Annotated in this window: 19 protein-coding genes; 17 read left to right on the top strand and 2 right to left on the bottom strand. The window is 65.8% G+C overall.

Annotated features, from left to right (window positions below):
• Positions 1–264: 264 nt before the first annotated feature.
• From AC1L6K_RS10315 to AC1L6K_RS10280, 8 genes are all read left to right on the top strand, one after another.
• Complete coding sequence (locus tag AC1L6K_RS10315; RefSeq protein WP_480952590.1) at positions 265–1,023, top strand: LamB/YcsF family protein; 759 nt, start codon at positions 265–267, stop codon at positions 1,021–1,023.
• Complete coding sequence (locus AC1L6K_RS10310; RefSeq protein ID WP_480952589.1) at positions 1,020–2,594, top strand: 5-oxoprolinase subunit B/C family protein; 1,575 nt, start codon at positions 1,020–1,022, stop codon at positions 2,592–2,594. Before AC1L6K_RS10315 ends, AC1L6K_RS10310 begins: the two co-directional genes overlap by 4 nt.
• A gap of 190 nt (positions 2,595–2,784) precedes the next feature.
• Positions 2,785–3,252 carry a thioredoxin-dependent thiol peroxidase gene (gene bcp / locus AC1L6K_RS10305; RefSeq protein ID WP_480952588.1) on the top strand — a complete coding sequence of 156 codons (468 nt, stop codon included), beginning with the start codon at positions 2,785–2,787 and terminating at the stop codon, positions 3,250–3,252.
• A 139-nt stretch (positions 3,253–3,391) separates the two neighbouring features.
• Positions 3,392–3,889: a 2-oxo-4-hydroxy-4-carboxy-5-ureidoimidazoline decarboxylase gene (gene uraD, locus AC1L6K_RS10300; RefSeq protein WP_480952587.1), complete on the top strand. Its 498-nt coding sequence runs from the start codon at positions 3,392–3,394 to the stop codon at positions 3,887–3,889.
• Positions 3,886–4,224 (top strand): hydroxyisourate hydrolase, encoded by a 339-nt coding sequence (gene uraH, locus AC1L6K_RS10295; RefSeq protein ID WP_480952586.1) that lies wholly within the window; start codon positions 3,886–3,888, stop codon positions 4,222–4,224. Before uraD ends, uraH begins: the two co-directional genes overlap by 4 nt.
• Positions 4,225–4,226: 2 nt before the next feature.
• The gene (gene pucL / locus AC1L6K_RS10290; protein ID WP_480952585.1) at positions 4,227–5,132 is read left to right on the top strand and encodes a factor-independent urate hydroxylase; all 906 of its coding nucleotides are present in this window, start codon (positions 4,227–4,229) and stop codon (positions 5,130–5,132) included.
• A gap of 189 nt (positions 5,133–5,321) precedes the next feature.
• Positions 5,322–6,800: a nucleobase:cation symporter-2 family protein gene (locus AC1L6K_RS10285; protein WP_480952584.1), complete on the top strand. Its 1,479-nt coding sequence runs from the start codon at positions 5,322–5,324 to the stop codon at positions 6,798–6,800.
• Positions 6,801–7,547: 747 nt separating this feature from the next.
• Positions 7,548–8,939, top strand: coding sequence for an 8-oxoguanine deaminase (locus AC1L6K_RS10280; protein ID WP_480952583.1), 1,392 nt, complete (start codon positions 7,548–7,550; stop codon positions 8,937–8,939).
• On the opposite strand, the gene AC1L6K_RS10275 is transcribed toward AC1L6K_RS10280, so the two are convergent.
• Positions 8,936–9,691: an IclR family transcriptional regulator gene (locus AC1L6K_RS10275; protein WP_480952582.1), complete on the bottom strand. Its 756-nt coding sequence runs from the start codon at positions 9,689–9,691 to the stop codon at positions 8,936–8,938. The two genes, AC1L6K_RS10280 and AC1L6K_RS10275, sit on opposite strands and share 4 nt — an antisense overlap.
• Before the next feature lie 215 nt (positions 9,692–9,906).
• On the opposite strand from AC1L6K_RS10275, the gene AC1L6K_RS10270 reads away from it, so the two are divergent.
• From AC1L6K_RS10270 to allB, 9 genes are all read left to right on the top strand, one after another.
• The gene (locus AC1L6K_RS10270; RefSeq protein ID WP_480952581.1) at positions 9,907–11,310 is read left to right on the top strand and encodes an NAD-dependent malic enzyme; all 1,404 of its coding nucleotides are present in this window, start codon (positions 9,907–9,909) and stop codon (positions 11,308–11,310) included.
• The gene (aceB, locus tag AC1L6K_RS10265) at positions 11,307–12,926 is read left to right on the top strand and encodes a malate synthase A (RefSeq protein ID WP_480952580.1); all 1,620 of its coding nucleotides are present in this window, start codon (positions 11,307–11,309) and stop codon (positions 12,924–12,926) included. The genes AC1L6K_RS10270 and aceB overlap by 4 nt, the downstream gene beginning before the upstream one ends.
• Positions 12,923–14,194, top strand: a complete 1,272-nt coding sequence (locus AC1L6K_RS10260) for a DUF6986 family protein (RefSeq protein WP_480952579.1) — start codon at positions 12,923–12,925, stop codon at positions 14,192–14,194. Before aceB ends, AC1L6K_RS10260 begins: the two co-directional genes overlap by 4 nt.
• A 10-nt stretch (positions 14,195–14,204) precedes the next feature.
• The gene (locus AC1L6K_RS10255) at positions 14,205–15,020 is read left to right on the top strand and encodes a bifunctional allantoicase/(S)-ureidoglycine aminohydrolase (protein WP_480952578.1); all 816 of its coding nucleotides are present in this window, start codon (positions 14,205–14,207) and stop codon (positions 15,018–15,020) included.
• A 332-nt stretch (positions 15,021–15,352) separates the two neighbouring features.
• Positions 15,353–16,147, top strand: a complete 795-nt coding sequence (locus AC1L6K_RS10250) for a hydroxypyruvate isomerase family protein (protein WP_480952577.1) — start codon at positions 15,353–15,355, stop codon at positions 16,145–16,147.
• A 104-nt stretch (positions 16,148–16,251) separates the two neighbouring features.
• Positions 16,252–17,130: a 2-hydroxy-3-oxopropionate reductase gene (locus AC1L6K_RS10245; RefSeq protein ID WP_480952576.1), complete on the top strand. Its 879-nt coding sequence runs from the start codon at positions 16,252–16,254 to the stop codon at positions 17,128–17,130.
• A gap of 180 nt (positions 17,131–17,310) precedes the next feature.
• On the top strand, positions 17,311–19,089 hold the full coding sequence (gene gcl / locus AC1L6K_RS10240; RefSeq protein WP_480952575.1) for a glyoxylate carboligase: 1,779 nt from the start codon (positions 17,311–17,313) through the stop codon (positions 19,087–19,089).
• 9 nt (positions 19,090–19,098) lie between these two features.
• The gene (locus AC1L6K_RS10235) at positions 19,099–20,265 is read left to right on the top strand and encodes a glycerate kinase (protein WP_480952574.1); all 1,167 of its coding nucleotides are present in this window, start codon (positions 19,099–19,101) and stop codon (positions 20,263–20,265) included.
• The gene (allB, locus tag AC1L6K_RS10230) at positions 20,168–21,622 is read left to right on the top strand and encodes an allantoinase AllB (protein ID WP_480952573.1); all 1,455 of its coding nucleotides are present in this window, start codon (positions 20,168–20,170) and stop codon (positions 21,620–21,622) included. Before AC1L6K_RS10235 ends, allB begins: the two co-directional genes overlap by 98 nt.
• 446 nt (positions 21,623–22,068) lie before the next feature.
• Here the strand turns inward: allB and AC1L6K_RS10225 are convergent, their stop codons facing one another.
• Positions 22,069–23,538: an NCS2 family permease gene (locus tag AC1L6K_RS10225; RefSeq protein WP_480952572.1), complete on the bottom strand. Its 1,470-nt coding sequence runs from the start codon at positions 23,536–23,538 to the stop codon at positions 22,069–22,071.

Below are 23,538 nucleotides of genomic sequence, written 5' to 3'. Positions count from 1 at the left end.
CACACATTGAGTCTGTGCTTCGGGGGAACCCCCGTCAACCACGCCCGATTCCCCTCGAATGATTGGCAGCAGCCCCAGCTCGTCGTCACGGGAACGCCGCCGGCACAGCTTGCCCGCCTGTACCGCCGTCGGGACGAGTCGCATCCCATCGCCCGCACAATGTCGACCCACGCCCAGTGGTTTGCGCAGGAGCCCGCCGGCTGGGTGATTTTCCCGGGCCGGGGCCGTAGTCTCGATGCAGGAGCTCAACAAGAAGGAAAAGCAATGGCAACCATCGACCTGAACAGCGATGTCGGCGAGTCGTTTGGCCACTGGACGTTTGGTGACGACGAACGGATCATCGAATCCGCCTCCAGCGTCAACATCGCCTGCGGCTTCCACGCCGGCGACCCGACCACCATCCGGGCAACCGTCGCTGCCGCCCAACGTGCCGGCGTCACGATTGGGGCGCATCCCGGATACCGCGACCTGGCCGGCTTCGGCAGGCGCTTCATCGACATGGCGGCTGCCGAACTGACCAACGACGTGATCTACCAGATCGGCGCCCTGCAGGCACTGGCCGCGGCGGAAGGCGCCACGGTGCAATACGTCAAGCCCCACGGCGCCCTGTACAACACGATTGCGAAACACCCGGTGCAGGCACGCGCCGTCGTCGACGCCATCCTGGCCGTCGATCCAACCCTGCCGCTGATGGTCCTGCCCAACTCCGAAATCCACCGGGCGGCACAGCAGGCCGGACTCCGCACCGTCCCCGAGGCCTTCGCCGACCGCGCCTACAACCCGGATGGCAGCCTGGTCCCCCGCACGACGCCCGGTGCCGTGCTCACGGACGTGGACGCCGTCGTCGCACAAAGCCTCCGCCTGGCCGTCAGCCGGGAAATCCAGGCGGTCGACGGCAGCATCCTGAAGGTTTCCGCCGAGAGCATCTGCCTGCACGGCGACACGCCCGGAGCCGTCGCGATGGCCGCGGCCGTCCGGCAGGCACTCGTAGGTGCGGGTGTAACAATCCAGAGTTTCGTGTGACGCCCACCCCGCACATTGTGGGCATCCGTCCGGTTGGCGACCGTGCCATTTTGGTCGAACTCCCCGACCTGGACGCGGTCCTGAGCCTCCGCGCCTTCCTCACGGAGGAGCCTGAGGAAGGGCAGCTTGACGTGGTTGCGGCAGCCCAAACTGTCCTGGTCACCGCGGCCTCGACCGCCGCAGCCGCCCGCATCGCCCGGAAGGTCCGCGCGGCAAAACTGTCCACGCCGCAGGGGCGCGACGATGCCGTGGTGGTCATCGACACGGTGTACGACGGCGAGGACCTTGGGGCGGCGGCCGCCTGGGCCGGGCTGACTCCCGAGGCGCTGGTGACCATGCACTCACAACAGCTGTGGACCGCGGCCTTTGGTGGCTTCGCCCCGGGGTTCGCCTACCTTGTTTCCGCGGCGGCGTATCCGCCCATTCCACGCCGAAAGTCCCCGCGGACACGCGTTCCGGCCGGAACCGTTGCCATGGCCGGCCCGTATTCGGCCGTCTATCCCGGAACGTCGCCCGGCGGCTGGCAGTTGATCGGCCGGACCGCCGCCCCCATGTGGGATCCGGCCCGGACCTCCCCCGCGCTCATCAGCCCCGGCAACCGGGTCCGGTTCCGCCCGGTCCGGAACATTGTGGCCATCAAAAGCACCACAAGGACGACGGCGGCCACCCCCGCCAGCGTCGTGGTGCGGGCCTCCGGCTTGCAAACAACCGTGCAGGACCTGGGCCGCGAGGGGTTCGCCGGCATTGGTGTGACCGGATCCGGCGCCCTGGACCGGGCCGCCCTGCGCCGCGCCAACCGCCTGGTGGGCAATGCCCCCGGAGCTGCAGCGCTGGAAACCGTGCTGGGCGGCCTGGACCTAGAGGCCGTCCAGGACCAGGTCCTCGCCGTCTCCGGCACACCGGCACCCCTGACCATCACAGCGGCCACGGGTGCCCACCGCAGCCAGGACCCCGAATCACCCTTTGCACTCCTGGCAGGGGAAAGCCTCACCCTCGGCCGGCCGGCGTCGGGCTTTCGGAGCTATGTTGCCTTCCGCGGCGGCCTCGAGGTCCCGTCGGTCCTGGCCTCGCGCTCGACGGACCTGCTGTCCGGAACGGGGCCGGCGCCCGTCGTGGCAGGCACCGTGCTGCCGGTCGGCCGGCCTTCATCCCACACCGTGGTCGGCAACCCGGAAACGCCCCCGCCCCCGCCGTCGGAGGTCACCGTTTTTCGCTACGTGCCGGGCCCACGGGCCGACTGGTTCGCGCCGGACGCCGCATCGGCCTTCCATGACCAGGTCTGGACCGTGTCCCCGGCGTCGAACCGCATTGGCCTGCGCCTGCTGGGGGAACCCCTGGCACAGTCGCGCCACGGCGAGCTCGCCAGCGAAGGGACGGTGAACGGGACCGTCCAGGTGCCCCCGTCCGGATTGCCTGTGCTGCTCCTGGCCGACCATCCCGTCACCGGCGGCTACCCTGCGATTGGGGTCGTCATCGGGCCGGACCTGGACAGGGCCGGACAATTGGCCCCGGGCGCAAAAATCCGATTCCAGCCCGTCCCGGACGCCGGACCGGTGCCCGTTCGGCCGTAATTCCGTCCGGCTCAGTCCGTCCGCGCTCATTCAGCCATGGAAAGTGTGCGCCGCGGAAAATGACAGTAATGTTCCGCCGGGACCATTGACATCCCGGCATTCCAAACCTAGTCTTTTTTCACCAGACAATATTCAAGTTTCATAATATGAAATATTGTACCGTGAATCACCCAAAGCCACCAGGAGCGCCATGTCAACCCAACTCACCCCCGGAGCACCCGCACCCAACTTCTCCCTCCCCGGCGCGGACGGCACAACAGTCTCACTGGCCGACTACGCCGGACGGCAGGTGGTCGTCTACTTTTACCCCAAGGCCGCAACGCCCGGCTGCACCACCGAAGCCTGCGACTTCCGCGACAGCCTTGCCGCCCTGCAAGGTGCCGGCATTGACGTCGTCGGAATTTCCACCGACCCCCAGGAGGACATCGCCAGGTTCGCCAAGGACTTTAAGCTGAACTTCCCCCTGCTCTCCGACCCTGACCACGCAACGGCAGAAGCCTGGGGCGCATGGGGCGAAAAGAAGGTCAACGGCACCACCTTGATTGGCACGTTGCGCTCAACCATGGTGGTCAATGCCGACGGCACGGTCGGGTCGGCGGAATACAACGTGAACGCCGAGGGCCACGTGGCGCGGCTGCGGACAAAGCTCGGACTGTAGGGCAGTATTGACAATAGCAATGTGATCCTGTTCACTATTGCATATGCTGAAATAACAGTTCCACGATACGAAACTTACTTGAACTTCGTATAGCCTACGCCGTGGATGCCAGCATTTGATTTTCAAGGACAGCAAACCCATGTTGCTGAAACAATTCAATGACGCCGACAAGGTTCAACTTGTCGAAAAACTCCGCCCCTGCATAGACATCCAGCGGTGGATTGATGAAATCGCCGCGGCCCGCCCCTACGCCACCCTGGACCAGCTTTTCAGCCACGCCGGGGCGGCTGCCGAGCCATTCACGGCTGCGGAGATTTCCGCCGCCATGGCACACCACCCACGGATAGGACAGCGGGCCGCCGGCACCAGCACCGAGGCGGCCCTGTCCCGCAAGGAACAGTCAGCCGTGGACCCGGCCAACCAGGACCTCACCAGGGCCCTGGCCGACGGCAACCGTGCCTACGAGGAAAAGTTCGGCCAGGTGTTCCTCATCAGGGCCGCCGGCCGGACCCCGCAGGAAATCCTCACCGCACTGGACGGGCGCCTGGCCAACACCCCTGAACAAGAAGCCCCCATAATTGCCGCACAACTGCGTGAAATCGCGCTGCTGCGGCTCAAAGGAGTGATGGACACTTGAGCTCACATGTCAGCACCCACATACTCGACACCGCAACCGGCACGCCCGCGTCCGGGGTCGCCGTCGAACTTCATGCCGGCAACGACGCCGGCTGGAGCCCGATAGCCTCGGGCACCACTGATGCCAACGGCCGGGTGCAGGACCTTGGCCCGGCGCAGCTCGCGGCCGGGAACTACCAGCTTCGCTTTGACACGGGAGCCTACTTTGCCGCCAGCAACACCGAGACGTTCTTCCCGGAAGTCGCGCTCACCTTTTCCGTCAAGGCCGGCCAGGAGCACTACCACGTGCCCCTGCTGCTGAGCCCGTTCGCCTATTCAACGTACAGAGGGAACTAGCCATGACCAACAACATCATCCTGGGCGCGAACCAGTACGGCAAAGCCGAGGTCCGCCTGGTCAAGATCACCCGCGACACCGCCCGGCACAGCATTGAGGACCTCAACGTCACCTCCCAGCTGCGCGGCGACTTCGCGGCCGCCCACCTCGAAGGCGACAACGCCCACGTGGTGGCCACCGACACCCAGAAAAACACCATCTACTCGCTGGCCCGTGACGGCGTCGGCTCCCCCGAGGGCTTCCTGCAGCGTCTGGCCGAGCATTTCACCAGCTCCTTCGACTGGGTCACCGGCGGCCGCTGGGCTGCCGAATCCTATGCCTGGGACAGGATCCAGGCCCACGGCGCCGGCCACGACCACTCGTTCGTGCGCAACGGCCAGGAGGTGCGCACCGCCGTCGTCGTCAAGGACGGGGCCGCCACACATGTGCTGGGCGGACTGAAGGACCTCACAGTGCTCAAGTCCACCGGCTCCGGCTTCGTCGGCTACCCCAAGGACAAGTACACGACCCTGGCCGAAACCACCGACAGGGTCCTTGCCACCGATGTGGCCGCCCGCTGGCGCTACAATCCCGCCTCGGTTGGCACCCTTGACTTCAACAAGACGTACGACGACGTCAAGGCGCTCCTGCTCGAAGGCTTCACCGAGGGACATTCCCACGCCCTCCAGCACACGCTCTTTGAGATGGGCAAAAAGGTCATGGCCGCCCATGAGGAGATCGACGAGATCAGGTTCTCCATGCCCAACAAGCACCACTTCGTGGTTGACCTGACCCCGTTTGGCCAGGACAACCCCGGCGAGGTGCTCTTCGCAGCCGACCGGCCGTATGGCCTCATCGAGGCCACGGTGGCCCGGGAAAACGGCTCCGACGCCGGCAACGCCTGGGATGGCATGGCCGGTTTCTGCTAAACGCATCATCAGTGCCGCGTCACGCCAGACGCCGGCACCGCAGCAGGCCCGCAGTACGCATTCAATACGCCTTCAGCAATACGCCTTCAGTAGGGGGCAGGCGGGGTTGACAGTCCCCGCCGGCCCGCCGCGCCAACCCCCAAAGCGGGTTGATCGCATTTCACCGGTAAGCAGACAAGGAGGTCCGCTATGACCAGGTCCCAGAGTTCAAAGACCACACCAGCACGGCCCGAGGACCAGAAACTTGGCCTCGGAGCAAGTTTCGCCTACGGGTTCCAGCACGTTTTGACCATGTACGGCGGCATCATCGCCGTCCCACTGATCGTCGGCCAGGCCGCCGGCATGGACACGGCAGAAATTGGCCTTCTCATCACCGCCTGCCTGTTCGTGGGTGGACTTGCCACACTCCTGCAGACGATCGGCATTCCGTTCTTCGGCTCCCAGCTTCCGCTGGTCCAGGGCGTGTCGTTTGCCGGCGTCGCCACGATGGTGGCCATCGTCAACGGCGACGGCGGCATTCAGTCGGTGTTTGGTTCAGTCATCGCCGCGTCCGTGATCGGGCTTGCCATCACGCCGTTGTTCTCCAAGATCATCAGGTTCTTTCCCCCGGTGGTCACCGGCACGGTGATCACCACCATTGGGCTGACGCTGATGCCCGTCACCGCCAACTGGGCGATGGGCGGCAACTCCAAGGCCCCCGACTACGGATCCCCGGCAAACATCGGCCTCGCCGGGCTCACCCTGGTGGTTGTGCTGTTGCTCAGCAAACTTGGCAACGCCACAGTCTCCCGGCTCTCGATCCTGCTGGCGATTGTCATCGGCACGATCGTGGCGCTCGCCTTTGGCATGACAGATTTCTCGCAGGTCGGGGTGGGACCCGTCGCCGCGTTCCCCACACCATTCCACTTCGGCATGCCCACCTTCCACATCGCCGCCATCATCTCCATGCTCATCGTCATCCTGGTGACCCTGGTGGAGACGTCCGCAGACATTCTGGCCGTCTCGGACATCGTCGAGACCAAGGTGACCTCGCGCCGCCTGGGTGACGGGCTGAGGGCCGACATGCTCTCCAGTGCGATCTCCCCCATCTTTGGTTCGTTCACGCAAAGCGCGTTCGCACAAAACGTGGGCCTGGTCGCCGTCACCGGCATCAAGAGCCGCTTTGTGGTCGCCGCGGGCGGTCTGATCCTGGTTGTGCTGGGACTCATGCCGATCATGGGCCGCGTCGTTGCGGCCGTGCCCACAGCAGTCCTGGGCGGAGCCGGCATCGTCTTGTTCGGCACCGTGGCAGCCAGCGGCATCCGCACCCTGTCGGCAGTGAACTACAAGAACAACATGAACCTGATCATCGTGGCCACCTCCATTGGCTTTGGCGTCATTCCGATCGCCGCACCAACGTTTTACGACCAGTTCCCCGACTGGTTTGCCACGATTTTCCACTCCGGCATCAGCTCCTCGGCCGTCATGGCGATCTTGTTGAACCTGCTGTTCAACCACCTCAAGCGCGGCAACTCGGAAAATCCCTCGGTGTTCGCCGAGGCCGCCGAACGACGCATCTCCCCGGAGGTGCTGGGCCTGCTCAAACACGGTGACCGCTGTGAGGAGGGCAAGCTGATCGACGCCGACGGCAACGAGATTCCAGTGTTGGAGGCAGATCCGCAGCATTGACGGCAGCGTGAATTTCGCCGCCATTTGAAGGGCGATGAACGACGTCGGCACCAGCCTCCCACAGGCTGGTGCCGACGTCGTTCCGGCCCGGGTCAGCGGCGGGCGGGCCCCTGCGGACGTTGTCCAAGGGAAGCCCGCGGGGCCAAGCCAAAGCCGGTGCTGTGGACACTGCAATGCTGTGAGGAGCCGCTTCCTTGGGCCAAAGATCGACCAGGGTGTCCGCTTTGTCGACGGCGACCGTCCATGTCGCTGCCATGATTTAGCGCCAGAATCGGCAAAGGCCGTGTGGCTGTTGCAGCCCGGCAAACCAGTTCTGCATGTAGAGCCGGCTTGGAGTACCAGGAACTTGAAATTGTTCGTGAGTGTGCAGGAAACGCCGCTAAAACCGTCCAATGTGGCATTTCCTGTACTCTCACGGCCGTGACCGCCCCAAAATATCCATTGCGGGCCAATCACCGTCGACTCCAAGCGAAACCACTTGGATCTGGTGCTCCGTTCGGCCCAGGAACCCACGCTCCGCACCGCCTGTTGCCTCATTGCAATACCTCCGGGAAGCTGAGTCGTTGACTTTCGCAACCGCGTCGCCTAAATTATGGCTAGGCCCGCTTCGGCGGACCAACCTGGATCAGCAGACAGGGTCTTTACACAGAGGCAACACTGAGCTGGCACCCAACGGTGCCGGCTTTTTTAGTTTCAGCCGGGCACCATGGGACCGACCGCCGCCCGACCGCCTGCAAGGACCACCCCATGAGCACTCCCCTCGCACCATCAACAGCCACCCCGCCCCGGCAGCACCGGCTGTGGCTGAAGAATCCTCTGGCCGCCTTCACCGCCAACGAGCTCGACGCCGGTGGCGGCGTCGTTGTTTCCGGCGGCATCATCGCCGAGGTCGTCGGCACCGGTAAAGCTCCGATCGAACCCTGCGACGAGGTTGTTGACGCCGGCCGGCACGTGCTCACGCCGGGTTTGATCAACACCCACCACCACTTCTATCAAACACTCACCCGCGCATGGGCTCCCGTCGCCAACGCGGAGTTGTTCCCGTGGCTGAAAACCCTCTACCCCGTATGGGCCAGACTGACGCCGCGCGACCTTGAGCTGGCCACGACGGCCGCCCTCGCCGAGCTGCTGCTCTCCGGCTGCACCACTGCCGCCGACCACCATTACCTATTCCCCCGCGGATTGGAAGACGCGATCGACATCCAGGTCCAGGCGGTGCGCCAGCTTGGCATGCGGGCCACCCTGACCCGGGGCTCGATGTCGCTGGGCGAGGACGACGGCGGGCTGCCGCCCCAATCCACCGTGCAGGACCCGGACGTGATCCTGGCCGACAGCGAACGGCTCGTTGCCGCGTACCACGAGCGTGGCGGGGACGCCGTCATCCAGATTGCGCTGGCACCCTGCTCCCCGTTCTCCGTCACCCGCGAGGTCATGATGGAAAGCGCCGCGCTGGCCGAAAAACTCGACGTGCGGTTGCACACGCATCTGGCGGAGACCCTTGACGAGGAGGATTTCTGCAAGGAAATGTTTGGCCTGCGCACCGTGGACTACCTCGAGAGCGTGGGCTGGCTGACCTCCCGGACCTGGCTGGGCCACGGCATCCACTTTGACGACGCCGAGATTGCCCGGCTGGGAGCGGCCGGAACCGCCATCGCCCACTGCCCGACGTCGAACATGCGCCTGGCATCCGGCACCGCCCGCATCCTGGAGCTGGAGGCGGCGGGGGCTCCGGTGGGATTGGGCGTTGACGGGTCGGCGTCCAATGACGCGTCCAACATGATCCAGGAAGCCCGGCAGGCGTTGTATCTACAGCGGCTGCGCTACGGCGCCTCAGCGGTGAGCTGCGAGCGGGTACTCGGCTGGGCCACCCGGGGATCGGCCCGCGTGCTGGGCCGGGAAAGCCTGGGCGAGATTGCGCCGGGCCGGCAGGCGGACCTGGCCATGTTCACCCTGGACGAGCTGCGGTTCTCGGGTTCCCACGACCCGGTTGCCGCCCTGCTGCTGTGCGGGGCGGACCGGGCCGACAGGGTCATGGTCGGCGGGACGTGGCGGGTGGTCGACGGGCAGATCCCGGGACTTGACCTGGCCGGACTCATTGCCGACCACAGCCAGGCCGCCAGGAAACTCGTGAACGGCTAGTTGCTGTTCATTTCAGCGGAAATGACGGCGGCAGCTGCCACCAGCATGGGGACGGCCCGGTCGGCAAAGGACTGGTCGACGCGGGTGACCGGGCCGGAGACCGAGATGGCTGTGGGGGTCGGTGCGTTGGGGACGGCCATGGCGAAGCACCTGACCCCGAGCTCCTGTTCTTCCTCGTCGATGGAGTAGCCGCGGCTGCGAATGAGTTCCAGGTCGGCAAGCAGGTCTTCGACGTTTCCGATGCTTTTGGGCGTGGGGGTTGGCATGCCCTGGCGGGCAATGATCCCCCGCACCGTGTCGTTGTCCAGCTGGGCCAGCAGCGCCTTGCCCACGCCGGTGTCATGAGTGTGCGCACGTCGGCCCACCTCGGTGAACATGCGCATCGAGTGGGGTGAGGGGACCTGGGCAATGTAAATGACCATGTCGGATTCCAGGACGGCCATGTTGGCTGTCTCCCCCAACTTGTCGACAAGGGTTTTCAGCTGGGGGCGGGCCAGTGCACCGAGCTGCTTGTTGGCGCCTTCGCCCAGGCGGATCAGGCGGGGCCCCAGTGCGTAGCGCCGGTTCGGCAGCTGGCGGATGTAACCCAGCGACACCAGTGTCCGCAGCAGCCGGTGGATGGTCGGCAGTGGCAGGTCGGTGGAACCGGACAACTCACTGAGCGTCACGTCCCCGCCGGCATCGGTAATGAGCTCAAGGAGCTCAAACACGCGCTCCACGGACTGTACGCCTCCGCCAGTCTTTGCTGCCATGGTCCAGCTCCCAAAGTTGTGTGGCCGGGCTGCAGTCCGGCCATTTTATCCACATCGTGAAAACGATGTTTCAATCTCAAAGATACCGCATCATGAAACTTTTCATAGCATCAAATCACTCGACTTGTTTTTCCATCAGATAGATAATAATATCCATCATACGAAAAGATAAGTGATTTCGGACGGCCCCCGGGCCACTATGCAAAGGATGTTCAATGGCGAATACCAGTCCCGGCAATTCCATCACCCTGCGTGTCAGCGCTCCCTCACGCTTCACCACCACCAGCGAACTGGCGGCTGCTGCCGCCGCGGCGGGCGCATCTGTCACCGCCCTGGATGTCACGGAGTCCCACCACGAACGCATCACCGTGGACATCACGGCAAACACCACCGGCGAGGACCATGCCACGCAGGTCAAGGAAGCACTCGAGGCACTCGAGGACGTCACAGTCCTGCACGTGTCGGACCGCACCTTCCTCATGCACCTCGGCGGCAAGCTTGAAGTCGTCCCCAAAGTGGCCCTGCGCAACCGTGACGACCTCTCCCGCGCCTACACTCCCGGCGTCGCCCGCGTCTGCATGGCCATCGCCGAAGATCCCGAGCTGGCCCGCAACCTGACCATCAAGCGCAACACCATCGCCGTGGTCACCGACGGCACGGCGGTGCTGGGCCTGGGCAACATCGGCCCGGCCGCCGCACTGCCTGTCATGGAGGGCAAGGCGGCCCTGTTCAAGCAATTCGCCAATGTCGATGCCTGGCCGGTGTGCCTTGACACAACCGACACCGAGGAAATCATCAGCATCGTCAAGGCGATCTCCCCCGTTTACGGCGGCATCAACCTTGAAGACATTGCGGCACCTCGCTGCTTTGAAATTGAAAAACGGCTGCGCGAGGAACTTGACATCCCGGTCTTCCACGACGACCAACACGGCACGGCGATCGTGACACTGGCGGCACTGACCAACGCACTGCGCGTCGTTCGCAAAAAGATGTCCGACGTGAAGATTGTGGTGGCGGGGGTGGGCGCTGCAGGCAACGCCATCATCTCGCTGCTCGTGGCACAGGGCGCCACGAACATCATCGCCTGCGGGCGCACCGGCGCCGTGCATCGCAATGAAAACCATGCCGACCCACACCGCGCCTGGCTGGCCGAGAACACCAACCCCGACAACTTCACCGGTTCGCTGCACGAAGCCATGCCCGGGGCGGACGTGTTTATCGGAGTCAGCGGCCCCAACGTACTGGGTGAGGAACAGATCGCCGCCATGGCCGACGACGCCATCGTGTTTGCGATGGCCAACCCCACCCCCGAGGTCGATCCCGTGCTTGCCGCCAGGCATGCAGCCGTGGTAGCCACAGGGCGCAGCGACTTCCCCAACCAGATCAACAACGTGCTGGCCTTCCCCGGATTCTTCCGCGGCCTGCTCGACGCCGGCGTGTCCGACATCACTGACGATATGCTGGTCGCGGCGGCAGCCGCCATTGCCAACCGTGTCGACGATTCTGAACTCAATGCCAGCTTCATCATCCCCAGCGTCTTCGACCCGCACGTGGCCGCTGACGTTGCCTCCGCCGTCGCCAACGCAGCAGGTTCACCCCTTGAAAGGACGAACTCATGACCAGCCCCGCCCTCACACTTACTGTCACCCACCCCACCCCGATCCCGAGGGCCGCGGAAATCCTGACGCCGGAAGCCCTTGATTTCCTGGCCGAATTGAACCGCCGCTTCAATCCTGCGCGCATCGAACGGTTGGCCGAACGCACGGCAAAGCGCGCCCAGGTGGCTGCCACCGGCGGCTTGGACTTCCTTCCCGGGACCGCCGCCATCCGCGCCGGCGACTGGACGGTGGCGCCGGCACCGGCAGCCCTGACCGACCGCCGCGTGGAAATGACAGGCCCGGCATCCCCGGCCAAGATGGCCATCAACGCCCTGAACTCCGGCGCCAAGGTCTGGCTGGCCGACCTTGAAGACGCCAGCACACCGCTGTGGTCCAACGTCGTCGACGCCGTCCTCAACCTGCGCGACGCGGCCCTGGGCACCCTTGCCTACACCTCACCCGAAGGCAAGGAATACCGGCTGCGCACTGACGCGCCGCTGTCAGTCGTCGTCGCCCGCCCCCGCGGCTGGCACCTGGAGGAAAGCCACATCCTGGTCGACGGCGAACCCGCCTCGGGCGCGCTGGTTGACTTTGGCCTGCTCTTCTTCCACACGGCCAAGTTGTTGCTGGCCAATGGGCAGGGCCCGTACTACTACCTCCCGAAGATGGAAAGCCACCTCGAGGCACGCCTCTGGAACGACGTTTTTGTCTTCGCCCAGGACTACCTCGGCGTCCCGCAGGGCTCCATCCGTGCCACCGTGCTCATTGAAACGATCCCGGCCGCCTTTGAAATGGACGAGATCCTGTACGAACTGCGCGAGCACGCCTCTGGCTTGAACGCCGGCCGGTGGGACTACCTTTTCAGCATCATCAAGTACTTCCGCGACGCCGGTGCCGCCTTTGTCCTGCCGGACCGCGCCCAGATCACCATGACGGCACCGTTCATGCGCGCCTACACCGAACTGCTGGTGAAAACCTGCCACCACCGCGGCGCGTTCGCCATGGGCGGCATGGCCGCCGTCATCCCGAACCGGCGCGAACCGGAAGTCACGGCCGCGGCCTTCGCCAAGGTCAAGGCCGACAAAACCCGTGAGGCCGACGACGGCTTTGACGGCTCCTGGGTGGCCCACCCCGATCTTGTGCCCGTCTGCGCGGAGGTGTTCGACGCCGTCCTGGGCGAGCGCCCCAACCAGCTGGACAAGCAGCGCCCCGAGGTGCACGTCACCGCCGCCGAACTGCTGGACATCGCCTCGGCGAAGGGCACAGTCACAGAGGCGGGCCTGCGCCTGAACCTGTACGTGGCTGTCGCCTACACCGCCGTCTGGCTCTCCGGCAGCGGCGCCGTCGCCATCCACAACCTCATGGAGGATGCCGCGACAGCTGAAATCTCCCGCTCCCAGGTGTGGCAGCACATCCACAACGCCGTGACGCTCGCCGACACCGGCAACACCGTCACCCGGGAACTGGTGAAGACAATCCTCGACGAGGAAACCGCCAAGCTGCACGGCGAGGTTGGCGACGCGGCATTCGCCAAGTACTACAAGCCCGCCAGCGACCTCATCGAAGAAATCTGCCTGTCGGAGGACTACGCGGACTTCCTTACGACACCTGCCTACGAACTGGCAGCGCGGGCATGAGCCCGGCACCCTCACTGTCCGCCGCCGACCTGGCACGGATCGACGCGTCCCTGCAGGCCACCGACCAGTTGCTGGAACGCAACTATCCGGGCGACGACGGATCCCGGCAACCGGTGCACACCGTTTATGTCCCGGCCGACAGGTTCACCCCGGATTTCGCCGCCACGTGGGGCGGCGAGGCCCTGGCCGCCGCCGAGGCCCACGGCGGGCTGGAACGCCTCGGCACCCTTTTGGGCCAGGACGGCGGGCTGGCAGCAGAGGTGGCCCCGCGCGTTCGTGCAAAGCTGGCCTCGGAACCGATCGAAGACCTGCGCCTGGATTTTGAGGACGGCTACGGCAACCGCGGAGACGAAACCGAGGACGCCGACGCCGTCGCAGCCGGGAAGGCCGTCGCCGCAGCCGTCGCGGCGGGCACGGCGCCACCGTACATCGGCATCCGCTTCAAGTGCTTTGAGGCGGCCACCCGGGCCCGGGGCCTGCGCACCCTTGACCTCTTCGTCTCGACCCTTGCCGCCGCCGGCGAACTGCCGCAGGGACTGGTCCTGACACTGCCCAAGGTCACAACCGTCGACCAGGTCAAGGCGATGGACTTCGCCGTCGGCCGGCTTGAGGAGGTCCATTCACTTCCCGCCGGCAGGCTCCGCTTTGAGGTCCAGGTGGAAACCCCGCAATTGATCCTCGGCGCCGACGGCACCTCGCCGGTCGCCCGGCTGGCCCATGACATTCCGGGCCGGATCAGCGCCCTGCACTACGGCACCTACGACTACAGCGCATCACTGGAGATCGCCGCGCAGTACCAATCCATGGAGCACCCCGTGGCCGACTTCGCCAAGGAAGTCATGCAGCTGGCCGTCGCCGGCACGGGCATCCGCCTCTCCGACGGCTCCAGCAACGTCATCCCCATGGGCGACGGCATGGAAGACGCGTGGCGGCTGCACGGCCGGCTGGTCCGGCGGTCGCTTGAACGCGGCTATTACCAGGGCTGGGACATGCACCCGGCACAACTGCCCAGCCGCTTCAGCGCCACGTACGCGTTCTTCCGCCAGGGGCTGCCGGCCGCGGCGGCCCGGCTCGCGAACTATGTCTCACACACCGAAGGCGCCGTCATGGACGAGCCGGCGACCGCGCGCGCACTGGCCAACTTTGTGCTGCGCGGCGTGGAGTGCGGGGCCGTGGGCGCCGGCGAAGTTGCCGCGCTGACAGACATCGACATTCCCCAGTTGACCGCGTTGGCGCACCCGCGGCTGGCCCCATTAACTTCCAAGTAAGGAATCAACGATGACTGGCAAGTATTACTCCCCCCAGGGCGGCCTGCCGCCGCAAACCCACCTCACCACGGAACGGGCCATTGTCAAGGAGGCCTACACGGTCATCCCCAAGGGCGTCATGACCGACATTGTGACCAGCAACCTCCCGGGTTTCACCAACACCCGGGCCTGGATCATAGCCCGTCCCATCTCCGGTTTCTCCACCACCTTCTCCCAGCTGATCGTTGAGATTGGCGCGGGCGGCGGCGCACCGAAGGCTGAATTTGAGCCCGGCGTCGAAGGCGTCGTCTTTGTCACCCAGGGCAGGGTCAACCTGACCCTCGACGGCGAACTGCACGCACTGGCGGAAGGCGGCTACGCCTACCTGGCCGCCGGTTCCACCTGGGGCCTGGAGAACATCTCCGATGATGTGGTCTCCTTCCAGTGGATCCGCAAGGCCTACGAGCGCCTTGAAGGTTACGAGGCCACGTCCTTCGTCACGAGTGACGCTGAGGTCGAGCCCACGGCCATGCCTGACACCGACGGCGCCTGGAAGACGACCCGCTTCACGGATTCCGCCGACCTGGCCCACGACATGCAGGTGAACATTGTGACGTTCCAGCCCGGCGGGGTCATTCCGTTCCCGGAGACCCACGTCATGGAACACGGCCTGTACGTGTTGGAGGGCAAGGCCATGTACCTGCTCAACAACGACTGGGTTGAAGTGGAGGCAGGCGACTTCATGTGGCTGCGCGCCTTCTGCCCCCAGGCCTGCTACGCCGGCGGGCCCGGCCAGTTCCGCTACCTGTTGTACAAGGACATGAACCGGCAGATCCGCCTGACCTGACGCTGCCTGCGCGGCCAATGCCGCCGCTCCCGCATATTGCCGCCTGTCCACCCGCGGCAATATGCGGGAGCGGCGGCATTTTTGCGTGGTGGCTGGCGGACCATCGTGCGCTGCCCCCGGCCGCCGGTGACGGGTGGGAAGCGGCGGAGAGGGGTGCCGGCGCACGAGAACCGGACTGGATTCCACCCCGTCCGGGATTGTGTCTGCGCCGCCCTTGACTACCACCGCCACTTTCCCTAGACTTTTCATAAAGCAGAAACTAAATTCCATCAAGTGAAATTATGGAATGACACACATTCGGAACACCGCCGTTCCCCGGGAAGGACCCCAAGATGACGTACACAGTGAATTGCTCCATCCTCCTCACCGAGTTGCCCCTGCTGCAGCGCCCCGCCGCTGCCAAGGCTGCCGGCTTTGACGCCGTTGAATTCTGGTGGCCGTTCACCCCCTCCGTCCCGTCCGATGCAGAAGTCACAGCCTTTGAACGTGCCGTCACCGACGCCGGCGTCCAGCTCACGGGACTGAACTTCAACGCCGGCGACATGCCTGCAGGCGAACGCGGCCTGGTCTCGTGGCCGGCCCGCAGCACGGAATTCCGCGACAACATCGACGTCGTCGCCGGCATCGGCGGCCAGCTGGGCTGCAGGGGATTCAACGCCCTCTACGGCAACCGCCAGGAGGCCAGCACCCCCCAGGAGCAGGACGAGCTGGCCGTGGCGAACCTCGTGGCCGCGGCACAGGGCATTGCAGCAATCGGCGGCACCATCTTGTTGGAACCGGTTTCCGGCACCCCCGCATACCCGCTGAAGAGCGCCCAGGACGCGCTGGACGTCATCGCCAAGACCCGGGCTGCCGGCGTCGACAACGTCAAACTCCTCGCCGACTTCTACCACCTGGCCGTCAACGGTGACGACGTGCCGGCCGTGATTGAAAAGCACGCCAAGGATTTCGGCCACATCCAGATCGCCGACAACCCGGGCCGCGGCGCACCCGGCACCGGCACCCTCCCACTCGGCGAATGGATCACCCGCAGCCGGGAACTGGGCTACACCGGCCACATCGGACTCGAATACAAGGCGGCAGCCGAAAGCGCCTTCGCCTGGGCCATCCGCGAACCAGCCGTGTAACCCCAGTGCGGCGTCCCACGGATCCGACACCCCGGCCCGCATGCTGCACCTCCACCACCCCGACCACCCCGCACTTTCGACACTTTTACGCTTAAGGACATCTCATGAAGAACATCGCAGTCATCGGTCTCGGCATCATGGGCCTGCCCATGGCAGTCAACCTGGTCAACGCCGGCTACTCGGTGTCCGGCTACAACCGCAGCCAGGCCGCCACTGACAAGCTCGCAGCCGCCGGCGGCCGGGGCGCCAGCAGCATTGCCGACGCCGTCAAGAATGCCGACGCCGTCATCACCATGGTGCCCGACTCCCCCGACGTCGAGGATGTTGTCAGCGGCGCGGACGGCGTCTTCGCCAATGCCCGCAAGGGCACCCTCTGGATCGACGCCAGCAGCATCCGCCCCGATGTGGCCAAGCGCCTGTCCGACGACGCCGCGGCCGCCGGCATCCGCCCCCTTGACGCACCCGTTTCCGGCGGTGAGCAGGGCGCCATCGACGCCGTCCTGTCCATCATGGTGGGTGGCACGGCCGAGGACTTCGCCGACGCCGCCGACATCCTTGGCGCCGTGGGCAAAACCATCGTCCACGTGGGTCCCTCGGGTTCCGGCCAGACAGTCAAGGCCGCCAACCAGCTCATCGTCGCCGTCAACATCCAGGCACTGGCCGAGGCCATCGTCTTCCTCGAGGCCTACAACGTGGACACCGAGGCCGCACTCAAGGTGCTCGGCGGCGGACTCGCCGGCTCCAAGGTGCTGGAGCAAAAGGGCCAAAAGATGCTGGCACGCAACTTCGATCCCGGCTTCCGCCTGGCCCTTCACAACAAGGACCTCGGCATCGTCACCGCGGCCGCCCGCGAAGCCGGCATCACCGTCCCGCTCGGCGGCGCCGTGGCGCAGCTTGTCACCGCCATGGTGGCCCAGGGCGACGGCGGTCTGGACCACTCCGGCCTCTTCAAGCAGGCAGCGGCACTCTCCGGCCGCAACTGACGGGACTGGGCTGGCACGCACCAGCCGCCCGCAGCACCGCCAACTAGCCGCCCCGCCAACCACAGGGCAGGCACCCAACGCAGGATCCGGCGTCGAACATCCCACCGCGGCGCCGGTGCCTGCAGCACACCCAAAAACACCCCACCCAGACTTTCCCACACGACTTGCAAGGAGCACACCATGACTAAAATGCGCACCGTTGACGCTGCCATCCTGATCCTGGAAAAGGAAGGCGCCACCGAGGTCTTCGGACTGCCCGGGGCTGCCATCAACCCCTTCTACGCCGCCATGCGCGACCACGGCGGCATCCGCCACACCCTGGCCCGCCACGTTGAAGGCGCCTCCCACATGGCCGACGGCTACTCCCGCGCCGCCGACGGGAACATCGGTGTCTGCACCGGCACCTCCGGCCCGGCAGGCACCGACATGATCACCGGACTGTACGCCGCCTGGGCCGATTCGGTGCCGATCCTGTGCATCACCGGGCAGGCACCTGTGGCCAAGCTGCACAAGGAAGACTTCCAGGCCGTGGACATCGAAACCATCGCGGCCCCCGTGACGAAACTGGCCATGACCATCAAGGAGCCCGGACAGATCCCGGGCGCCTTCCAGAAGGCGTTTTACCTGATGCGCTCGGGGCGGCCCGGCCCGGTGCTGCTGGACCTGCCCATCGACGTCCAGATGGCCGAGATTGAATTCGACATCGACGCCTACGAGCCACTCACGCCAAACAAGCCTGCCGCCACGCGCAAGCAGGCCGAGAAGGCACTCGACATCCTGCTGGCCGGCGGCCACCCCTTGATTGTTGCCGGTGGCGGCATCATCAACGCCGGGGCCTCCGCCCGGCTGGTGGAGCTGGCCGAGCTGCTGTCGATCCCCGTCATCCCCACACTCATGGGCTGGGGCTCAATCCCCGATGACCACCCCTTGATGGCCGGCATGGTGGGCCTGCAGACCTCGCACCGCTACGGCAACGCCACGTTCCTGGAATCCGACGTCGTCATTGGCATCGGCAACCGCTGGGCCAACCGCCACACCGGCGGCCTGGCCACCTACACTGCCGGACGCAAGTTCGTGCACGTTGACATCGAACCGACACAGATTGGGCGCGTCTTCTCCCCGGACCTGGGCATCGTCTCCGACGCCGGCGCCGCCCTGGACGTGCTGCTCGAAGCCGCCCGCGACCGCAAGGCCGCCGGCACCGTCCCCGACTACAGCGAATGGGCCAACGCCTGCGCCGCCCGCAAGGGCAGCCTGCACCGCAAGACCCACTTCGAGAACGTGCCCATGAAGCCGCAGCGCGTGTACGAGGAAATGAACCTCGCATTCGGCCAGGACACCACCTACGTCTCCACCATCGGCCTGTCGCAGATTGCCGGCGCCCAGATGCTGCACGTCTTTGGCCCGCGCCGCTGGATCAACGCCGGCCAGGCAGGCCCGCTGGGTTGGACCGGGCCGGCGGCCCTGGGCGTCGTCCGGGGCAAGCCCGGCGAGACGGTTGTGGCGCTCTCCGGCGACTACGACTTCCAGTTCATGATTGAGGAACTGGCTGTTGGCGCACAGTTCGGCCTGCCGTACATCCACGTGGTTGTGAACAACTCCTACCTGGGCTTGATCCGCCAGTCGCAGCGCGGCTTCAGGATGGACTACCACGTCTCGCTGGCCTTCGAGAACATCAACTCCCCCGAAACCAACGGCTACGGCGTCGACCACATCAAGGTCGCTGAGGGACTGGGCTGCAAGGCCATCCGCGTTGAACGCCCCGAGGACATGCCGGCCGCCTTCGCCGAAGCCAAAAAGCTCATGGCGGAATTCAACGTCCCCGTGGTGGTTGAAGCCATCCTGGAGCGGGTCACTAACATCTCCATGGGCACCGAGCTGGACAACGTCACCGAGATTGAGGACATTGCCGAGTACGCCGCCGACGCCCCCACCGCCATCCTGGCCCTGCAGGACTAGGGCCGTCCCATGCGCGTCATCGTAGCCCCGGACAAATTCAAGGGCTCACTCTCCGCCCCCGACGTTGCCAGGCACCTGGCCGCAGGGCTCCGCTCGGCGAACCCGGGGCTCGAGGTGGAGCAGCTTCCGCTCGGCGACGGCGGCGAGGGCACAGTGGATGCCGCCGTCGCCGCCGGGTTCACCCGGGTCACCGCCACTGTCGAGGGACCCACCGGCGGCCCGGTTGCGGCCGACTTCGCCGTTCTCGGACCGCGCGCCGTCATTGAGATGGCTGCGGCCTCGGGCCTGCACGTGCTCGACGGCGGAGCCCTGGTTCCGCTCACGGCGTCCAGCTTCGGCACGGGCCAGCTCATCAACGCCGCCCTGGACAAGGGCTGCACCGACATCGTCCTCGGTGTGGGCGGCAGCGCCTGCACCGACGGCGGCGCCGGCATGCTGGCAGCGCTCGGGGCGAAGTTGCTGGATGCCCGGGGCCGGCCCATAGCCCCGGGCGGGGCCGCGTTGGCGTCGGTGGTGCAGATCGCGTTGGAGACCATGGATCCCCGCCTGGCCGGCACACGGTTCACGCTGGCCAGCGACGTGGACAACCCGCTGCTGGGACCTGACGGCACGGCAGCCGTCTTCGGCCCGCAAAAGGGTGCCACCGGCGACCAGGTTCAGGAGCTGGAGAACGCCCTGGAACGGTATTTCCGGGTGTTGTCCAACGAACTTGGCATGCAGGCCGTCGCCGCCAGCGACCACCCCGGATCCGGTGCTGCCGGCGGTGTCGGCTTCGCGGCACTTGCCGTCCTGAACGCTGTCCGGCGCCCGGGCATCGAGGTAGTCATGGAGCTGACGAACCTGGCGCAGCGCCTGCGCGCAGCCGACATTGTCATCACAGGTGAAGGCAGCCTTGACCACCAAAGCCTGCGCGGCAAGGCGCCCGTTGGTGTTGCCGCCGCGGCACGGCAGGCGGGCGTGCGGGTGCTGGCTGTTTGCGGGCGCACCACGCTCAATCCTGAAAAACTTCGCGACGCCGGGTTTACCCGGACGTTTGCCCTGACCGAGCTGGAGCCGGACACGTCCCGCTGCATGAGCCATGCAGCGGAGCTGTTGGAGCGGATCGGTGCAACCATTGGAACAGAACTGGCAACAGAACCAGCCCCTGCCCACCAAGAGGAGACCTCCCTTGTCTGACACGAACACCTTTGACCTGGTCATCCGCGGCACCAGCATCCTCACCCCTGCCGGCCCCGCCGCGCACGAGGTGGGCGTCAAGGCCGGCGTGATTGCCGCCGTCGTGCCTCTCGGCACCGGCCTTTCCGGACGCGAGACGATCGAGCTGGCGGCGGATGAAACCCTGCTGCCGGGCCTGGTCGACAGCCACGTGCACATCAACGAGCCCGGCCGCACCGATTGGGAGGGGTTCGCCTCCGCCACCCGGGCCGCTGCCGCCGGTGGCGTCACCACCGTCGTTGACATGCCGCTGAACAGCATTCCGCCAACGACGACGGTCCCCCACCTTGAGCTCAAGCGCGAGGTCGCCGCCGGTCAGGCGTTTGTCAACGTCGGCTTTTGGGGAGGAGCGATCCCCGGCAACACCGCGGAGCTGCGGCCGCTGCACGAGGAGGGTGTCTTTGGCTTCAAATGCTTCCTGATCCACTCCGGCGTGGATGAATTTCCGCACCTGGAAGCCGCGGAGATGGAGCACGACCTGGCGGAGATTGGCTCCTTCGCGTCGCTGCTCATTGTGCACGCCGAGGATTCCCGGACCATTGACGAAACGGTGGCCGTCCCCGGCCGGCGCTACGCCGATTTCCTGGCCTCGCGTCCGCGTGCGGCCGAAAACACGGCCATCGCCCGGGTCATTGAGGCCGCCCGGCGCACCGGCGCCCGCGCCCACATCCTGCACCTGTCCTCCGCCGAGGCACTGCCGCTGATTGCCGCCGCCAAGGCCGACGGCGTGCGCATCACGGTGGAGACGTGCCCGCACTACCTCACCCTGCAGGCCGAGGACGTGCCCGACGGCGCCACCGCCTACAAGTGCTGCCCGCCCATCCGTGAGGCCGGCAACCGTGAGCTGCTGTGGCAGGGGCTCGAGGACGGCACCATCGACTGCATCGTCTCGGACCACTCCCCCAGCACCCTGGACCTGAAGGACCTGGAAAACGGCGACTTTGCCGTGGCCTGGGGCGGGGTGTCCTCGCTGCAGCTGGGCCTGCCGCTGATCTGGACCGAGGCCCGCAAGCGCGGCATCCCGCTGGAGAAAGTGGTGGGCTGGATGTCGTCGGCCCCGGCCGATCTCGTCGGGCTTCCCGGCAAGGGCCGCCTGGCCGTGGGCGCCGACGCCGACTTCTCCATCTTCGCCGCCGAGGAATCCCAGGTGGTGGATGTGTCCCGCCTCAACCACAAGAACGCCATCACCCCGTACGACGGCGCCACCCTCACCGGGGTTGTCCGGCGCACGTTCCTGGCCGGTTCCGAGATCGACGGCGTGACCCCCACCGGCAAGCTGCTGCGCCATGCCGCCCACGCAGCCAGCCCCGCCGCCTAGACTTCCAGCCCAAAAGGCTTCCGCGCGCGAGGCTCACGGCCCTGGAGGCTGACGGCGCAATTTGCAAAAGGCAGGCCCCGGGTTCCCCGGGGGCCTGCCTTTTGGCTGCCTGCCCGGCTCCGTGCCGCACCCATGCGCAGCACTCATGACGAGTTCAACGCATGAGTGTCCATGCGCAGAACTGGGTATAAGTGGTGCGTATGAGTTCATGGTTTGCCGGCGACAGTCAGCCAACCACCGCCTGCGGCGGGACGAGGTCGATATCGCGCCGTCCTGCCGGGCATCCCTCCACACTGCGGCCGCCCGGGCCGAACGGCATGCCGCGGCTGCTGCTGCGGTCGGAAAGGTTGGCCACAGTAAGGAAGGCCCCCGGTATCGGAGGCCTTCCTTACTCTTCGTCCCTGCTGACTTGCGGCAGGCCGGTTCACAGCGGCTGGTCAGGGCGGTCAGGAACCGCTGATGAACTGCTCAATCGGTCCGCGGACGAAGTAGAGCATGAAACCAAACGAGACCACCCACAACAGCCAATGGACTTTCCTGGCCCGACCGGAGGCCACATTGATGAGCGACCAGCTGATGAAGCCCACGCCAATGCCGTTCGCGATCGAGTAGGTCAGCGGCATCGTGACGATGGTCAGGAATGCCGGCAGTGCCACGGAGAACTTGTCGAACTTGATCTCGCGGATCTGGGACATCATCATGGCACCCACGACGACCAGGGCTGCCGAACCCACTTCGATGGGCACCACAAGTGTCAGCGGCGTGAAGAACATGGAGATCAGGAACAGTGCGCCGGTGACCACCGAGGCCAGGCCGGTGCGGGCGCCCTCGCCGATGCCCGCGGCACTGTCGACATACACGGTGGCCGAGGAGGTTGAGGTGCCACCGCCGATTACGGCGCCGGCGCCTTCAACGATGAAGGCCGCGCGCAGCCTCGGAAAGGTGCCGTCCTTGTGGGCAACCCCGGCATTTTTTGCCAGCCCGGTCATGGTGCCCATGGCGTCGAAGAAATTCGTGAACACCAGGGTGAAAACCAGCATGGTTGCCGACAGCGCGCCGACACGGCCGAAGGAGCCGAGCAGGTCGAATTGCCCCACGAGGCCAAAGTCGGGGATGGTGACCAGCTGGGTGGGAAGGGCCGGCACCGTCATGTGCCAGCCGCCCGGATCCTCGAAGCTCGGACCCAGCTTCAGGAATGACTGGGCGACAATGGCCAGGACCGTGGTCACCACGATGCCAATCAAGATCCCGCCGGGCACCTTGCGTGCCACCAGAATTCCAATCAGGAGCAGTCCCACAAGGAAGATCAAGGTCGGCACGGAGGCGATTGAGCCGTCGGTGCCCAGCTGGACCGGCGGGCCGCCTTCGGTGCGGCTGACAAACCCGGAATCAACGAAGCCGATGAAGGCAATGAAGAGGCCGATGCCGACGGTGATGGCTGCCTTCAAGGCATGCGGCACCGCCCTGAAGATGGCTGTGCGGGCGCCCGTCGCACCGAGCAGCACGATGATCAAGCCGTTGATGATGACAAGCCCCATGGCTTCGGGCCAGGTGACCTGGCCAATGACGGCCACGGCGAGGAATGAGTTGATGCCCAACCCGGCGGCGATCGCGAAGGGCAGCCGGGCAAACACGCCAAACAGTATTGTCATCAGGCCCGCTGTCAATCCGGTGGCGGCGCCGACCTGGGCCGGGTCCAGGAATCCTCCCGACACATCGGTGGCGCCCTGGCCGCCCAGGATGAGCGGGTTGAGGATGACGATGTACGCCATCGTGATGAAGGTGACGATGCCACCGCGAACTTCCCGGGCGATCGTTGAACCGCGTTTGGTGATCTCGAAGAATTTATCCAGTTTTGTCACCGGGACGGCGTTGTTCGGCGCTGCAACTTTCTCTCTGGAGGTGCTCGTTGACAT

The organism is Specibacter sp. BI4, assembly GCF_056680095.1.
Note: the sequence above shows the minus strand (reverse complement) of the source record. Positions and strands in the feature narration are given on the sequence as shown.

Coding starts and splice junctions, on each gene's coding strand:
- aceB (WP_480952580.1), top strand. CDS start 11,307: ATGACCAGCCCCGCCCTCACACTTACTGTCACCCACCCCACCCCGATC.
- pucL (WP_480952585.1), top strand. CDS start 4,227: ATGACCAACAACATCATCCTGGGCGCGAACCAGTACGGCAAAGCCGAG.
- AC1L6K_RS10255 (WP_480952578.1), top strand. CDS start 14,205: ATGACTGGCAAGTATTACTCCCCCCAGGGCGGCCTGCCGCCGCAAACC.
- AC1L6K_RS10270 (WP_480952581.1), top strand. CDS start 9,907: ATGGCGAATACCAGTCCCGGCAATTCCATCACCCTGCGTGTCAGCGCT.
- AC1L6K_RS10315 (WP_480952590.1), top strand. CDS start 265: ATGGCAACCATCGACCTGAACAGCGATGTCGGCGAGTCGTTTGGCCAC.
- AC1L6K_RS10260 (WP_480952579.1), top strand. CDS start 12,923: ATGAGCCCGGCACCCTCACTGTCCGCCGCCGACCTGGCACGGATCGAC.
- bcp (WP_480952588.1), top strand. CDS start 2,785: ATGTCAACCCAACTCACCCCCGGAGCACCCGCACCCAACTTCTCCCTC.
- AC1L6K_RS10245 (WP_480952576.1), top strand. CDS start 16,252: ATGAAGAACATCGCAGTCATCGGTCTCGGCATCATGGGCCTGCCCATG.
- AC1L6K_RS10250 (WP_480952577.1), top strand. CDS start 15,353: ATGACGTACACAGTGAATTGCTCCATCCTCCTCACCGAGTTGCCCCTG.
- allB (WP_480952573.1), top strand. CDS start 20,168: ATGCAGCGGAGCTGTTGGAGCGGATCGGTGCAACCATTGGAACAGAAC.
- gcl (WP_480952575.1), top strand. CDS start 17,311: ATGACTAAAATGCGCACCGTTGACGCTGCCATCCTGATCCTGGAAAAG.
- AC1L6K_RS10280 (WP_480952583.1), top strand. CDS start 7,548: ATGAGCACTCCCCTCGCACCATCAACAGCCACCCCGCCCCGGCAGCAC.
- AC1L6K_RS10235 (WP_480952574.1), top strand. CDS start 19,099: ATGCGCGTCATCGTAGCCCCGGACAAATTCAAGGGCTCACTCTCCGCC.
- AC1L6K_RS10275 (WP_480952582.1), bottom strand. CDS start 9,691: ATGGCAGCAAAGACTGGCGGAGGCGTACAGTCCGTGGAGCGCGTGTTT.
- AC1L6K_RS10285 (WP_480952584.1), top strand. CDS start 5,322: ATGACCAGGTCCCAGAGTTCAAAGACCACACCAGCACGGCCCGAGGAC.
- AC1L6K_RS10225 (WP_480952572.1), bottom strand. CDS start 23,538: ATGTCAACGAGCACCTCCAGAGAGAAAGTTGCAGCGCCGAACAACGCC.
- uraD (WP_480952587.1), top strand. CDS start 3,392: ATGTTGCTGAAACAATTCAATGACGCCGACAAGGTTCAACTTGTCGAA.